The sequence below is a fragment of the Shewanella phaeophyticola genome (genome assembly GCF_025398315.1).
GTDB classification, from domain to species: domain Bacteria; phylum Pseudomonadota; class Gammaproteobacteria; order Enterobacterales; family Shewanellaceae; genus Shewanella; species Shewanella phaeophyticola.
Window position 1 is genome coordinate 4,040,872 of sequence record NZ_JAODOQ010000001.1, and the last position, 15,342, is coordinate 4,056,213.

The following is a 15,342-nucleotide window of genomic DNA, read 5'->3' on the forward strand; positions in this document are numbered from 1 at the left end:
GTCGCAGGAAGTTAGCGCTGATAATTGATATAGTGGATTTAACAGTCAAAAAGCACATATTTATTTTCATTTGTAACGTTCAATTAATGGTGTCGGTTAATGCTGTTTGCTAGACTAACACACAATATTAATTATGCAATATATGTGAATAAGTATTTTACATATAATTTTTTAGGATAGTCATATGAGCACATTACCTGATCTAAAAAGTTGTTTTAAACAGCTGATTGCAGCGCCATCTGTTAGCGCACTCGACGCTGAAGACGATATGAGTAACCATGCAGTTATCAACTTGTTGCAAAATTGGTTTAGTGAGCTTGGTTTTGACTGTGAAACCCCAACGGTTGAAGATTCGCGCAATAAGCAAAATTTAATTGCTCGTATTGGTCAGGGTAGCGGCGGATTATTACTCGCAGGCCATACCGATACCGTCCCTTTTGATGAGGGGCGCTGGAGCCAAAGCCCTTTTGAGATGATTGAAAAAGATAATCGCTGGTATGGTTTAGGTACGTGCGACATGAAAGGCTTTTTTGCATTAGTGCTTGAAGCATTAAAAGACCTGCCGCTTGATCAATTTAAACGCCCACTGACCATTTTTGCCAGCGCAGATGAAGAAACCACCATGAGTGGCGCTAAAGCCTTTGCCGACTCTAAAGCTGTTGCGCCAGATTATGCCGTGATTGGTGAACCCACCAGCTTAAAACCTGTCTATATGCACAAAGGCCATTTAGCTCAAGGTATCCGAGTCATTGGTCGCAGTGGTCACTCGTCAGATCCTGCTCGTGGTTTAAATGCCATTGAAGTGATGCATAAAGTAATTAGTCAGTTAATGAAGCTTAAACAGCATTTAAGTGAAAACTACCGCGAAGATGCCTTCACTGTGCCTTACCCTACAATGAACTTTGGCCATATTCATGGTGGCGATGCAGCTAACCGTATTTGTGGTTGCTGTGATTTACACTTAGATATTCGTCCATTGCCGGGTATGGAGTTAGCTGAACTCGAATTAATGGTATTGAACTACTTATCTGACATCAGCAAAGAGTATCCTGGCAGTATTAGTGTCAGTACTTTGTACCCGGGCGCAGAGTCTTTTGCAGGAAAAGCAGATAACCCTTGGACAAAGCTGGTTGCAGAATTATCGGGTAATGAAGCGGAAGTCGTTAACTATTCGACTGAAGCACCTTATATTAATAAGCTCGGATGCCAAACATTAGTGTTGGGACCTGGCAGCATTAACCAGGCTTCACCAGCCAGATGAGTTTATTGGCTTAGAATACTTAACGCCTACGGTTGAGTTAATCAAAAAAATGATTTACCACGCTTGCATTAAGTAACCGTCAAAATACGTTAAATGTTAACGTAAATTGTAACATTTTTACGAAATAAAATTACAAAACAACATCTCAGCGTATTGACCGATTTTACTACGCTGGGTATTGTGATGTTAGAGATATTGGCAAGATCGTTCTTTTTTCGGGAGTAGGTATGACAGAGCAAACGGCAGATATGTATGCGTCACTTCGATCAAATGTGGGGCATTTAGGCCAGATATTGGGCGAAACAATGCAAAACCATTTAGGTGATGCATTTTTAGAAAAAGTAGAACAAATTCGTATTTTAGCGAAAAAGTCTCGCCAGGGTGACGAAGCCTCACGTGAACAAATGCTGGCATTACTAACCGCACTACCAGACGAAGAACTAGTGCCTTTTGCAAAAGCCTTCAACCAGTTTTTAAACTTAGCCAATATCGCAGAACAATTTCACACTATTAGCCGCAACTGCGATGAACTCGTGTGCGTTCCTGACCCTGTTGAACAAATTCTTGGGCGCATGCTTGATAACAACTTCGATAAAAAAGATGTTGTGGAGGGTTTAAAAAACTTAAACATTGATTTAGTACTCACCGCGCATCCAACTGAAATTTCTCGTCGTACGTTAATCCAAAAATACGCGGCGGTAGTGGATTGCTTAACCGAGCAAGAAAACAACCAGCTCTCTGAACGAGAACGCAAACAAAGTACCTTGCGCCTTCGCCAGTTAATTGCCCAAATTTGGCACACTAACGAAATCCGTAATGAGCGCCCAACGCCAGTTGATGAAGCTCGCTGGGGGCTCAGCACTATTGAGGCCTCTTTATGGCAAGCTATTCCTGACTTTTTACGCCAATTGAATGATCATCTTGAGCAAAAAATTGGTCAACAATTACCGATTGATGTTTCTCCAGTGCGTTTTTCAAGCTGGATGGGCGGTGACCGCGACGGTAACCCGTTTGTAACCTCAACCGTAACTCAAGAAGTGCTAAACCGTAATCGTCACGCCGCTGCCAGACTCTACCTTAAAGACATTGTTGCCCTGCTCGGCGAGCTGTCTATGGAGCAGGCGAATGAAGAATTATCAGCATTAACAAATAATAGCAAAGAACCGTACCGTGAAGTACTACGTACCCTTCGCTGTCGCTTACGCAATACCATTGATTACCTCAATGCACGCCTTGAAGGTAAACACCCTGATACCGACACCAGCGAGTTAATTTGGCATAAAGACGACTTACTAAAACCGTTAGAGCTTCTATATAAAAGCTTATCCGACTGCGGCATGAAACTCATTGCTAACGGTTTATTATTAGATATCTTGCGTCGTCTAGCTTGTTTTGGTATTCACATGCTGCGCCTCGATATCCGTCAAGATGCATCACGTCACAGCGATGTAATTGCCGAGTTGACTCGTTATTTAGGCATGGGTGACTACAACCATTGGGACGAAAACGAAAAACAAGCGTTTTTATTACGCGAGTTGACCGGAAAACGCCCGTTAATCCCTGCGAACTGGCAACCAACAGACGACGTAGCAGAAGTGATTAGAACCTGTAACTTAGTCGCTAAGCAACCCGCAAATGCATTAGGCTCATACGTTATTTCAATGGCAAGTAAGCCATCTGACGTGCTTGCCGTATTGTTGTTACTTAAAGAAGCAGGCTGCACTAACCCAATGCGCGTAGTGCCTTTGTTTGAAACCCTAACAGACCTTGAAGGTGCCGCAGCTTGTATGACTGCGCTACTGAATATTGATTGGTATCGTGGTTACACCAAAGGCATGCAAGAAGTGATGATTGGTTACTCTGACTCAGCAAAAGATGCTGGCGTGATGGCTGCCGCCTGGGCGCAGTATCGTGCTCAAGAACAATTAGTGGATGTATGTAAAAAAGCCGAAGTAAAATTAATGCTGTTCCATGGTCGTGGTGGTTCTATTGGCCGTGGCGGCGGACCTGCACATAAAGCCATTTTATCGCAGCCACCGGGCTCGGTAGATGGTCGTATTCGCGTTACAGAACAAGGCGAAATGATCCGCTTTAAATTTGGTTTACCTAAAGTCGCGGTTCAAAGTTTAGCCCTATATACATCAGCAGTGATGGAAGCGACATTATTACCACCACCAGAGCCTAAAAAAGCCTGGCGCGATTGTATGCAACGCATTGCAGAAGAGTCGGTACAGCATTACCGTGGCATTGTGCGCGAAGAACCCGATTTTGTGCCTTACTTTCGCTCGGCAACACCTGAGGTAGAATTAGGTAAGCTGCCATTAGGCAGTCGCCCTGCTAAGCGAAAAGTCGACGGTGGTATTGAAAGTTTACGCGCAATTCCGTGGATTTTTGCCTGGTCGCAAAACCGCTTAATGTTGCCTGCCTGGTTAGGTGCTGGTGAAGCATTACAAGATGCGGCAGATCGCGGTGAGCTAGAGTTGTTACGTGAAATGGAAGCACAATGGCCATTCTTTGAAACCCGTATTTCAATGCTAGAAATGGTTTACACCAAAGCAGAGCCTAACTTAGCCAAATACTATGAGACATGCTTAGTAAAACCTGAACTACACCATTTAGGTGAAAAGCTGCGTCAACGCCTACAACTGGGGATTGATGCTGTGTTGTCACTCACTCAAGCAACAGAGCTGATGTCGCATACTCCATGGAATCGCGAATCCGTTAAACTGCGTAACCCATACATAGACCCACTTAACTTTTTACAAACCGAGCTATTAGCACGTACTCGTAAAGAAGTTGAGCCGTCTGAATCTGTTCAGCTAGCGCTTATGCTGACCATTGCCGGCGTTGCAGCAGGAATGAGAAACACTGGATGATAACCTTGGTTAAAACCCTTGGACTGAGTTTACTGTTATTACTGACTGGCTGTGCCAGTCAGTACAGCATTACCGAGTCTCAAATAGAACAATACCTCAATAAAGACATGCATTTTGAGGTTCAGCAAGGCAACAAGTTAATTGGTGTGTCGCTTAAGCTCAATGATATGCAAGTGGTGTTAGGCGCTAAGCCAAATACCATGGCGGTCACAGCTGCAGCCATGATCACCGTAAACAATCCGCTGATGCCGATCCATGCAAAATTGAAAACCACGTTTGAGGCTGCACCTTGGTACGATAGCGAAACGAAAAGCATTTACTTACGTCAGTTAGACTTAGTCAAAGTCGAGTCTGAACCAGCTGATATTGAACGTTATATCAGCCAAGCGACACCGCAATTGATGGGTTTTTTACGTAATTACCTTGAAAACCAGCCTGTGTACACTTTAGACACTCGTGACAGTAACCAAGCGTTAATGGCTAAAATGACCAAAGAGATTGCGGTTCAGCAAGGTAAATTGGTGGTGAAGTTTTAAAGTATTGATCTTTAGTGAATAAAAAGCACCCTCAGGTGCTTTTTATTGCCATTTTTGAATATTCTAAGCGATTTTTCCTACGCTATCTCTGATCACTTATTTATCCTGATTGGTATTAAAAGTTCTGTGCAGGCTCTATCACCAAAATACTGTCTTGTAGTGGGTTTTCAGATTGCTCATACAAATCCCACACTAACTTATAATCAAGTTCTAACTCAGTAACATAAAACCCATCAACCGGATAAGTTTTCACAACTCTAGCACCCTTGATTAAGCCAGAAACCAATATTTTGGTACTGCTATTACTCATCGCCCAGTCATTCACCGCTGTGTTTGAGTTTAATTGTAAACCATACACCTGTTCAGTCAGCTCACGGTAAGCCAAAATTTTAGACGACTCCATCGCCATTAATAGCTGTTCGCTTCGGCGCTCAGCAGGTTGGCGGTCAATCGGTGCATATCCAACTGCGGTCAATACTGGATATACGCTAGGACGATATTGATTAGAACTGCTTTGAAATAAGCTGCAACCGCTAAGCAGTATGCAGGCAGCGATGAGTAATGTTCTCATGAATAAAATCGCTCTATAGACGCGCAAAATAGAAATAGCATCACCAGACAACGGCTATGTGATGCTTGAGTTATTGTGTATCAGTATCGTCATCAGTTTCAGACGACAACAATCCCGTATCGGCGATTAAATCTTTGGTTGTGTAACCGGTAAAATAATCCATACCTAGCTCAAGGGCTGCTGCTCCGGCGCCAATATAGCCAGAGTACAACATACCGCCTAACAATTTGGATACAGGGCTAATCTCTGTATCTGTAGATATTTGGTAAATATCAGACAAAATAGGGATATGGTTTAATATATTAACCGAATCAAATAAGTCATTACCATCGAGGCCTTCTTCACCAAATGAAAAAGAATATATATCATCAAGGGTGCTCGAAGCTTCATCGGTAGCCGTTAGCTCATCATGTGTAATGCCCACGGTTGATTGCAATGGATTACTCAGAGCTGTCGATGCTGAAGAAACAGCCGAGGACACAGCACTAGTCACAGCGGTACTGTTAATCATGCTAGTCTGTAACGAAGACAGTAACTCTTGTTGCATTTGTGAGACTAAGTCATCTGATACGGCTAACGACAATAGGTTCTCATTGCCTAAGCCTGTTTGCTGCAAAAGCTGGTCTTGAAGGTTTTCAACAGAAAGCACTTCAATATTTGACAGGTTAGTTAATGATGAATCAATAGCCTCAGAACCCGACGACAATGAGCTAAGCAATGCGCCAAAGGTGCTTTGGCCAAGACCGTTTTCTGCAACTGCATCTTGCTGATCGGTAATGGTGCTCACAGCACTTGCGGCTGTTGTAGCAGCGGTTGCGGCAGTATTTAACGAATTTATTAAGGACAAAGTGAATTCCTAATCAAGACTAAGGGCTGTTGATATTTATTGGTTAAATACCGTTCGTAATAAAAACGTGTTAATCGAGGCAAATAAATTTTTCACCTTGTACTTTACTGTTTCGATTATGGGCAACAACTCTCTGAAAAAACTCTCTGTAAAAACTTAAGAGTTCATCACCTCTAAATATGAAATTTCAAAAAATATTATAATAAATCTCTAACTTATACATTACAAAAACTTAACTTACACAGTGTTGTAAAATATTTTAATCTCAACGTGAGTTTTAATTAAAAATCACCACCCAGCTTAAAAGTAAAAGCAAAATATTTTAAAAAAAGGCTAAATATTCACATAACGACGAAAATATTAAGCGTGACCAATGTCTCAATAAATTAATAACTGTATAAAATACAATGTAAAACGCAATTAATAATCAGCAAGAACAGATAGATACAAATACATAATAAATCAATACAAAGTAAATATAAGTAAAGATCGGTAAACTCAGGTAAAAGGAGGTAAACATCAAGAAGAAAGCATTTTTCGCACTAAAAAATAGCATAAAATTATTGCTAAATTAAACTATCGATAACTTTGCGGATAACTAAAATGAATAAATCATTGCCATTTAGCTTACTCTTTTTAACATTTTTATCCGCGTGTTCAACGACTGAAGTTGCAGAAATAAAAAGCCCAACAAAAGAAAATACAACCATTAGTGTTGTTGAAGACAGTGAAGAAATAGTTAAAGGTGATCCTCGTTATCGCCCTGTTAGAAATAACAACATTCAACAGGCCCCGCAAGTCACAGGTTCCATATTTAATCCTAATAATATCTATAGCATCTATCAAAACAATAATCGTTATGAAGTCGGCGACATGATAATGATTAAACTTAATGAAGAAATGACCTCTAAAAAGTCGATAAGCTACCAAAGAGATAACACCAACGAGTTCACTTTGTCGCCATCAATTACTGCTGGTAGCATTAATATTAATAGCGACAATCTAGATGCCGACTACAGCCAAGAAAAAAGCTTTGATAGCTCAGCAGAAAGTAATCAAAATAACTATTTATCTGGCACCATTACGGTGTCGGTAAGAGAAAAGCTCCCAAATGGCAATTTGATTGTGGCGGGTGAAAAGTGGCTTAAGCTCAATAAAGGTGATGAATATGTTAGATTTTCTGGCGAAATAAGAGTAACCGACGTAGCGGCCGATCATTCTATTGACTCAAACATGGTTGGCAATGCTATTATTGAAGTTAGCGCTAAAGGCGACCAGCAGGACAACCAAGATCCTTCACTTATCAGTAAATTACTCAATATTTTCGGCTAACTAATGATCAAGCTGTTATTTGTTTTCGGGCTATTATTAATGCCATTAATGGCACAAGCTCAGTGGTATGTTGGCCAGGCATCAATGGCTGTAAATGACGATGATTACAATGATGTTCGTAAAAAAGTCATCAAACAGGCAATTGAAAATGCTTCATTGCAGGCTAATAGCTTTGTCAAAATTGAATCCACGGTTACCGATGGTATTTTAAGCCAAAACTCAAGCAGCATTCAGTCTGAGCATCAAATCAGTGAGATAAAAATCCTTAATGAATCACTTAAAAATGACATCTTAACCATTAATGTCAAAGTGAATCTAAAATCGAGCCTAAATTGCACTAAAGATCGCTACCTTAAACAACTTATTGTTGCTCAATTTCCACTGCTAACACCAGCGCAAGCTACCACAGGCGATGTATTTAGCCTGCCTTTTCATGTTGTTTCGCGCTTTAAAAACGAGTTAATTAACCAACCTAACGTATTTGTCGAAGAACTGATCCCAGAAATGGTCTTTATGCTCGAAATCGACATGGATACCGTCGATTTAAAAGCAGTGCAAAGCATTTCTCACTCGCTTAATAGCCAATATCAAAGCCAATATCTAGTCTTTGGTTATATCCGTGACATTGGCCTGTTTAATGAAACCACCTCCAGTCTATTGAATAAAACCACCACCCCTAAGCGTAACTTCACGATAAAAGTGTTTATGTACGACAGGATCAGCGACAGCATTTTAGTTGAGAACGAATACCACGGTGAGGGTGACTGGAGCTTTGACTCTTTTAGTCGCGTTGATTTAGCCAATAGTTTATTTTGGCGCAGTGATTATGGCAAAACCATTGTTGATACACTGTTTAATGCAGCAAAAGACATCAACGAAACCTTAAGTTGTGAAGCCACTAAAGCCACGGTAATCAACAAGGATGATCAATATATTACAATTAATATTGGTACCTTACACGGCGTAAATAAAGGCGATGTATTTCAATATATCAAACTCAATAGTATTGCCTTAAATCACACAGTGCTTTCTACTTTGATGCCACCCACCGAACCGACACTCTTGAAAGTGGTTCAAGTCAGTAACAAGATAAGCTTGTTGCAAGTGCCTCTTGATGCCGATCCTAATGGCATGAAGCAGCATCAAATTGACCTCTATGACGTCGTAACAACTGTACCGCAAAAGTAGTTCACATTTCATATCTATACACCCCAGTGCAATGGAGTGCACTCGCCTTGTTTATCCCAAGTATCAGAAAACTGAACGTTTCCTAATCAATCAGAACCACGTACAATCATCTGGCACGATTGGAATTCTTTGTAATCATGGGATAAATGATGCCGTTAATGGATGACGTCGCTAAGTTAAAAGCACAACTAGCAGAGCTTGCCTCACAGCAACAGGCACAACAAGCTGATGTAGCACAGCAACTCGCTAAATTTGGTCAGCAATTGGATGCATTGTCGCATCAAGTGCAAGCCCAATATCAACGTGACGCTACTCTCGACAGCCATGGCAATAGTGACGAGCGGAGTAACACCAATGCTCAAGTGTTAAGCCCAACATTAGACACCTCACCACATGACATACAGCAACACAATCATCTTTCAGAGCCAACCCGCAGCGCCCAACGTCAACCAAAAGCGCACGATACTTCGTCTGCGTGGGGCAACCATGCTACGGATTCAAACCAATCAATACCCAATCTAGGCCTCAGCAAGACAAAGTGCACTTAGCGCTATGCTCACCCAATTAGCAGAAGCGATTTCCGAGTTTAGTTCTGCCGCATTAGCACCACTTTCAGGGTTAACCGATCAAGCAAAACAATTTTATCAACACTACCAAACTAAAGGATTAGGCCCAGTCTTTTTAATGACCGTAGCTGGGATCATCACCCTGACTTTAGGTTTTGGCTACTTATTGCAATATTCAATCAACAATTGGTTTTCTGAGTTGGCTAAGGCCTTACTTGGGCTTGGCGTTGCTAACAGTATTATTGCAGGTGGCGTCTTTATTCGACAAAAACGTGCAGGAATGGAAGCTTTTGGCTCAGGCCTGGTAGGACTAGGACTTATCCTTAACTATTTGTGTCTGTATTTTCTTGGACCTTATTTTACCATTATTCCCGACACGACTTGCTTTGGCTTGTTACTACTTAACACCCTACTCGGTTATGGTCTGTCATTTAAACTCGACACCAAAGTAGTTGCTATTGTCGCCTTGCTGGGCGGCTCGCTAGCACCATTAATGTTGCTCGATGGCGGGCAAGCTCCATTGCTCTACTTACCTTACTTACTACTTATTGGTATTTGCTCTATGGTACAAAGCCATAAGCTAGCCTGGCCAATATTAGTTGAAGTGACCGCTCTACTGCATATTGCTTGTATCCAAGTGCTTAGTGTATTTATCTCATTACCATTTGCCTCTATTGGCTGGCAAACGGGTCTGATATTACTCGCGATTAACGGGTTATTTTATCTTTACAGTATCGCCAGTTTATTGTTTGTCATTAAGTCTGCATTGACGCCGCGTTTACTCGCTGTGCCTGTCGCATTAATGATATTTATCCTTTACACACTGACAGAGTGGAGCCGTTTTGCTGGTGAGCTATTTGCCGTAAATGCGATCTTGTGTGCGTTATTGTATTTGATCATAAAACGCGACAAAGACATCAGTGCCCTGGCACTTGCTTTTGCAGGTAGCTTTGCCGGCTTTGCTGCACTCTTTTTACTCAGTGCTGAACTGATGGGACTCGTGCTGTTGTTAGAGGGATTATTGTTACTGTGGATAGGCTGCAAACACCGATTTAGTCCAATTAGAGCTGAAGCTTATGTGCTGTTAGTGTTAGGTATTATCAGCAGCTTTATTAATCTGTTCGATGTACTGACACAATCACATTACCCACAGCAAAGTATATTAAGTTATCAGGCATTACTAAGCTTATCGATGTTACTCACTTGTACACTGACCTATATGGCTCAAAAGCTTATTAGTCAGTATCAAACTGATTTAATGAAATTTGATCGCCTAGCTGTACACTTTATTCGCGAGTTGCTTGGTGTGCTTTACTCTGTGACTATCGTGGTCATCTGCTATTTTGTCTCTGATGAGTATTGGTTAAACACCCTACCTTTGATTAGCCTATTACTGCTTTATATAAGTGCAAAATACACTTTGCGGTTTAGTGAAATACTGGCTTGGCTATGGCAATTACCATTATTAGGCTTAGTAATCTTTGCCATACTAGATGCCAACAGCCTTAGCTTTGCAGACCAAGCATTGAACGCCAAACTGGCTCGAATTGAATTGTTTGTTGGCTTATTGCTGGCCTACTACTGGTACAAAAAACACTATGCCAACTCGAAATTGATCCGCCTAGCTTATTTTGTGCAGTTAGCCTGCTATATAACACTTCCGCTGTTGTTATTGCCTAAAGTCATGCGTAGCTGGCCTGAATATATCGCGATTTACTTATGGTTAAGCAGCATTGGCAGTTTGGCGATTGCCTATTTTGTTCGGCATAAGGTTTTACGTTATGAAGCACAAATCCTCACGGTGTTAGCCATATTAATGACTGCCGCAATGTGTCTCGCAGAGCTATGGCAAGGGCTTGTGGCGTTGGCTATTGGGCTATTATTGCTAGGGTTAATTACCTTGCGCTTTTTACAATTACCGACTGAATGGCAACAAATCACCAGATTACATTGGCATATCAGCCCGTATTATCTAGGGCTGGTTATTGCTGTCATTAGCCAAACCTTAACCAATATTTTTTATCCATCATGGGCAATAACGGCCTTAATTATGTGTGGTTACTTTACGTTAATTACCGAGCGGCATAATACTTTAGGACGAAGGTTGAAGGATGCACTCGCTCCGAGTTATAGCCTCGCTTATTTTGCTATTTATGCCTGTGCGTTGTTACCCATCATACTGCATAGCGAAATGTCATTGTCGTTGAGCATGGACAATTTACTCGTGAATATGGCTGAGTTGGGGATACTTATTTTATTAGCGCGGTACTTAATGACGACTAGATTAGCGATTCGAATCCACAAAAAAATTCTTCCAACCACTGTATTGCAATGGGCTTGGCATGGACTGTTAACAATAAGCTATATGTTGTGGTGTTATCAATTAGATATCAGTATAGCTGCGACAATGAGCGCAATATTATTGGTTGTTCACGCAAGCGTAGTGATGTTTATCAGCTTACGAGCATTACAAACTAATTTGGTTAGACTCGCCGCATTACTCTTTGCACTAGCATGTATGAAAGTGATTGTTATCGACATGGCCTCTTTCGAATTAGTCCAAAAGGTTGTCGCCTTTATTGTGATTGGCGTAATTTTACTGACGGTGGCGTACTTTTATCAAAAAGCGAAGAATAACCTGCAAACACAAAGCTTAACATCTTAGTTTTCATTTAAGTTTGCCAGCTCTATATGCTGGCAAACTTAAAATAAACAGTGCTACTCGATAAAAACTACTTAGCGAAGCGCTCTACTGCTGGGTAATCAACAATCACAGCTTCTTCAAGTAAAGCACGGCGTAGCATGTCATATGCAATGGCTGTGCTTAAGCTTCGTACAAGTTGGCGTGAGCGTCTTGGTAATTTCACCATTTGACTGTAAATACCATGTTTGGTAGCAAGCGCAATTGCGACAGTTCCTACGGGCTTTTCATCAGATCCACCATCAGAGTACTGCAATACCACTGGTTGCTAACGCAAAGTCACTTCCTAGAATATCACGCGCACCTTGAGCCATTGCTTCAACGGTGGCAATAGACACTGCACCATGATCGTCAAGGATCTGCGGGCTCACTCCTAGCACTTTCACTTTCGACTCATTACTGTAAGTCACAAGGCCATGGTGTAAGTATGAAGAACTGCCAGGAAAGTCGATTAACTGACTGGTTATCATGCCGCCTGTACATGACTCTGCGACACTTAAACTCAAACCAGACTGATATAAACGATGATGAATTTCTGCTGCTAATGTTGGTCGATTTTCTGCAACAACCGCCGTACCGAGCAAGGCTTTTACCTGTTTAGTGACATCAGATAGTTGGCGTATCGCTTTATCGCCGCGAGCGAAAACTTTAATTTCGATGTGTGGCATTGACGAGCGATAACCTAACTCAATTCCTTCTGGTAAGGTTAATTCTGATAACGTATCTGCAAGTGATGACTCACCATGACCTATTGTCAGCAGTTTTTCTAACGCTGACTTTTGTTGCACACCAAACTCCTCAGTAATGAAGGGAATAAACTGCTCGGTAATCATTTGCTTTAACTCAAAAGGCACGCCAGGTGTAAAAAACAACCAAGCATTATTGAGCTTAACTCTAAACCCACAAGCGGTTCCTACAGGGTTATCGACCATAACCGCAGACTCAGGCAACCATGCTTGTTTTAAATTACTTTTAGCCATAAAGCGACGATTACGAGTAAACCAGTCTTCTAAATGTTCACGCCACTGAGTATTTTCAACCAACTCTTCACCTTTAGCCTTCGCCATTGCTAGTGCTGACATATCGTCACTGGTAGGCTCCAAACCACCATTGACGATAATCACATCGGCATGCTTACTGCGCTCTTGAAATACAGCAACCAGATCATCAAGGCGATCACCCACCGTTACCCGATGTTGCATCTCAATACCGATTTCCATCAAGGTATTAGCAACCCACGCAGCATTGGTATCAATAATCTGACCTGATAATACCTCTTCGCCTGTACAAATCATTTCTAATTTCATTGTTAACCCTTATCCCATGCAATTGGCACTTAACTTAGGGGAGCAATATGAGAATGGCAAGAAAATTGATCGATTTGGTTAAAATAACACTTAACTAAATGAATGGATTACAACTATTCAACATAAATGAGCCATCTCATAAAATATTTGTAAAAACGCACATTGAACTTAATTAATGACTTTTAAATTTCAGATACAAACAACCTTCTTTTAAATGAAGATGTATTTGGCAGAGCGAATGCTAATAGCAGAAAGAATGAACCCGCGCCTCGCCAGCGTGACAGGCCGATTCTGTTTATAAAGAGTATAAACAACTGAACTTGCTCACTTTTTGCTTCTAAAACGAAAAAAGCCTCATCTTAAGTTGGCGGAGCGGACGTTGCTTGCAATAAGAGGGAACCCGCGCTCCCCAGCGTGACAGGCCGCTATCTCTAATAATACCAATTCCACTAATTATCTGGTCATTCAACGGTAATTCTGTGCCGTCTAGGCAAGTAATACCAATTACATTAAATATATGATCTAATTAATCGTCATTCTCTTATTTCAATATTTATGAATAATATCAATCTTACCGCATTAGCTAAATCCGAAAAAAGCGCTCGCAAACGTATGCGTTATCTCGCCTTACTCCACTTTACCGAAGGTCATTCCCGCACTGCGATTGCTAATATGTTGAAGGTCAGTAGAACAAGTGTAAATGCCTGGGTTACAAACTATTTAACTTATGGTATCAATGGCCTGGATGATAAGCCTAATCCTGGTAGACCCGCACAATTGTCAGCGAAACAACAGGCAAGTCTTAAAGAGTTTATACAAGCTCAAAGCTTATCTGAGAGTGGCGGTAGATTGATGGCGAGAGATGTCTGTCTTTTTATTCAATCTGAATTTAACGTGACCTTTAAGCAGGCCAACATATACAGAATACTCCATCAACTAGGCTTTTCATGGATAACAACTCGCTCTCGTCATCCAAAACAGTCTCAAGATGTTCAGGACGCTTTTAAAAAACTTCCAACTGTCAACGATCCTTAACACCCCTGGTCATGTATCGTTAGATCGCATTGATGTGTGGTTTCAAGATGAAGCCAGATTCGGCCAGCAAAATACCACCACTCATATTGGGGCATTAAAAGGAAGCCGCCCACGGTCAGTAAGGCAACAACAGTTTGAATCAGCCTATTTTTATGGTGCAGTGTGTCCTGCTACAGGCGCGACAGAGGCAATTATTGCTCCGTATGCCAATAGTGAAATATGTTAGAGCATTTGAAATTAATTTCAGAAGCGACTGAATTTGGGCGCTATGCTCTGATCATTATGGACGGTGCAGGTTGGCATCAACAAAAACTGACGGAGGGCTTTGATAACTTAAGTATCCTTAAACTTCCCCCTATTCCCCAGAACTCAATCCTGTAGAACAAGTGTGGCAATGGCTTCGTCAAAATGAACTTGCCAATCGTTGTTTTAGTGGATATGACGATATTGTTGAACAATGCTCAATCGCATGGAATAACTTTATTGCAAAGCCTGAAAGGGTCATTAAATTATGCACTAGAAGCTGGACAAAACTGACCAGTTAATTAATGTAAATGGTATAATTAATGGAAATGGTATAATTAATGGAAATGGTATAATTAATGGAAATGGTATAAAAAGCCTTAACCAACTGAACTACCGCTCTATCTTTAGTCTTTCGCCCGTGTTAAATACGAAAAAGGCCTTTGCATTGCTGCAAAGGCCTTTTCTTAAGTTGGCGGAGCGGACGGGACTCGAACCCGCGACCCCCGGCGTGACAGGCCGGTATTCTAACCAACTGAACTACCGCTCCTTTAGCAAGTTGCTTACGCAGGATGCTAAATGCTTTTTAAGTCGCTAGTGTGTCATCACTAGGAGACTTGCTCTTTCGAGCATCTCATATCGAGATAATTAGGCGTCTGGAAATGACCTACTCTCACATGGGGAGACCCCACACTACCATCGGCGATACTGTGTTTCACTTCTGAGTTCGGAATGGGATCAGGTGGGACTGCACAGCTCTATGGTTTCCAGACAAAAAATTGTACGGAACAAATTTTTAACGCACTTTAGTGCGGCTCGTTAGGGTCAAATACATGGATGTATTTGATAAATTGCTCCTCTATCTAATGCTACATTGAG

The 15,342-nt window shown here is 41.4% G+C and carries 8 protein-coding genes, 1 tRNA gene, 1 rRNA gene and 3 pseudogenes; 8 read left to right on the forward strand and 5 right to left on the reverse strand.

What is annotated here, in order from left to right:
• Positions 1 to 184 precede the first annotated feature (184 nt).
• The 3 genes and pseudogenes from argE (at position 185) to N4T56_RS18700 (ending at position 4,673) form a co-directional block, all read left to right on the forward strand.
• Positions 185 to 1,337, forward strand: a pseudogene (gene argE, locus N4T56_RS18690) (acetylornithine deacetylase).
• Positions 1,338 to 1,488: 151 nt separating this feature from the next.
• Positions 1,489 to 4,137 carry a phosphoenolpyruvate carboxylase gene (ppc, locus tag N4T56_RS18695; RefSeq protein ID WP_261734268.1) on the forward strand — a complete coding sequence of 883 codons (2,649 nt, stop codon included), beginning with the start codon at positions 1,489 to 1,491 and terminating at the stop codon, positions 4,135 to 4,137.
• The gene (locus N4T56_RS18700) at positions 4,134 to 4,673 is read left to right on the forward strand and encodes a DUF1439 domain-containing protein (RefSeq protein ID WP_261734269.1); all 540 of its coding nucleotides are present in this window, start codon (positions 4,134 to 4,136) and stop codon (positions 4,671 to 4,673) included. The genes ppc and N4T56_RS18700 overlap by 4 nt, the downstream gene beginning before the upstream one ends.
• Positions 4,674 to 4,788: 115 nt before the next feature.
• Here N4T56_RS18700 and N4T56_RS18705 read toward each other — a convergent pair whose 3' ends face one another.
• Together N4T56_RS18705 and N4T56_RS18710 are read right to left on the reverse strand one after the other, a co-directional pair.
• Positions 4,789 to 5,244 carry an LPP20 family lipoprotein gene (locus tag N4T56_RS18705; RefSeq protein ID WP_261734270.1) on the reverse strand — a complete coding sequence of 152 codons (456 nt, stop codon included), beginning with the start codon at positions 5,242 to 5,244 and terminating at the stop codon, positions 4,789 to 4,791.
• Between the two features lie 70 nt (positions 5,245 to 5,314).
• Complete coding sequence (locus N4T56_RS18710) at positions 5,315 to 6,091, reverse strand: hypothetical protein (RefSeq protein WP_261734271.1); 777 nt, start codon at positions 6,089 to 6,091, stop codon at positions 5,315 to 5,317.
• A 603-nt stretch (positions 6,092 to 6,694) separates the two neighbouring features.
• Between N4T56_RS18710 and N4T56_RS18715 the strand changes: the two genes are divergently transcribed.
• The 4 genes from N4T56_RS18715 (at position 6,695) to N4T56_RS18730 (ending at position 11,842) form a co-directional block, all read left to right on the forward strand.
• Positions 6,695 to 7,423 (forward strand): flagellar basal body L-ring protein FlgH, encoded by a 729-nt coding sequence (locus tag N4T56_RS18715; protein ID WP_261734272.1) that lies wholly within the window; start codon positions 6,695 to 6,697, stop codon positions 7,421 to 7,423.
• Between the two features lie 3 nt (positions 7,424 to 7,426).
• Positions 7,427 to 8,611 carry a flagellar assembly protein T N-terminal domain-containing protein gene (locus tag N4T56_RS18720; protein WP_261734273.1) on the forward strand — a complete coding sequence of 395 codons (1,185 nt, stop codon included), beginning with the start codon at positions 7,427 to 7,429 and terminating at the stop codon, positions 8,609 to 8,611.
• 146 nt (positions 8,612 to 8,757) lie between these two features.
• Positions 8,758 to 9,159, forward strand: coding sequence for a hypothetical protein (locus tag N4T56_RS18725; RefSeq protein ID WP_261734274.1), 402 nt, complete (start codon positions 8,758 to 8,760; stop codon positions 9,157 to 9,159).
• 4 nt (positions 9,160 to 9,163) lie between these two features.
• A complete protein-coding gene (locus N4T56_RS18730; protein WP_261734275.1) occupies positions 9,164 to 11,842 on the forward strand; it encodes a DUF2339 domain-containing protein in 2,679 nt (892 codons plus the stop codon).
• A 67-nt stretch (positions 11,843 to 11,909) separates the two neighbouring features.
• Here the strand turns inward: N4T56_RS18730 and N4T56_RS18735 are convergent.
• Positions 11,910 to 13,185 (reverse strand): annotated as a pseudogene (locus tag N4T56_RS18735) (CinA family nicotinamide mononucleotide deamidase-related protein).
• Positions 13,186 to 13,740: 555 nt separating this feature from the next.
• Between N4T56_RS18735 and N4T56_RS18740 the strand changes: the two are divergent.
• Positions 13,741 to 14,765, forward strand: a pseudogene (locus N4T56_RS18740) (IS630 family transposase).
• A gap of 171 nt (positions 14,766 to 14,936) precedes the next feature.
• Here the strand turns inward: N4T56_RS18740 and N4T56_RS18745 are convergent.
• Positions 14,937 to 15,013: transfer RNA gene (locus N4T56_RS18745), tRNA-Asp, on the reverse strand.
• Positions 15,014 to 15,117: 104 nt separating this feature from the next.
• Positions 15,118 to 15,235: ribosomal RNA gene (gene rrf, locus N4T56_RS18750) — 5S ribosomal RNA — on the reverse strand.
• Between the last annotated feature and the right edge of the window lie 107 nt (positions 15,236 to 15,342).

What these genes read in the sequence shown, in the direction of transcription:
- N4T56_RS18715 (WP_261734272.1), top strand. Translation starts at nt 6,695, where the DNA reads ATGAATAAATCATTGCCATTTAGCTTACTCTTTTTAACATTTTTATCC.
- N4T56_RS18700 (WP_261734269.1), top strand. Translation starts at nt 4,134, where the DNA reads ATGATAACCTTGGTTAAAACCCTTGGACTGAGTTTACTGTTATTACTG.
- N4T56_RS18705 (WP_261734270.1), bottom strand. Translation starts at nt 5,244, where the DNA reads ATGAGAACATTACTCATCGCTGCCTGCATACTGCTTAGCGGTTGCAGC.
- N4T56_RS18725 (WP_261734274.1), top strand. Translation starts at nt 8,758, where the DNA reads ATGATGCCGTTAATGGATGACGTCGCTAAGTTAAAAGCACAACTAGCA.
- N4T56_RS18730 (WP_261734275.1), top strand. Translation starts at nt 9,164, where the DNA reads ATGCTCACCCAATTAGCAGAAGCGATTTCCGAGTTTAGTTCTGCCGCA.
- N4T56_RS18720 (WP_261734273.1), top strand. Translation starts at nt 7,427, where the DNA reads ATGATCAAGCTGTTATTTGTTTTCGGGCTATTATTAATGCCATTAATG.
- ppc (WP_261734268.1), top strand. Translation starts at nt 1,489, where the DNA reads ATGACAGAGCAAACGGCAGATATGTATGCGTCACTTCGATCAAATGTG.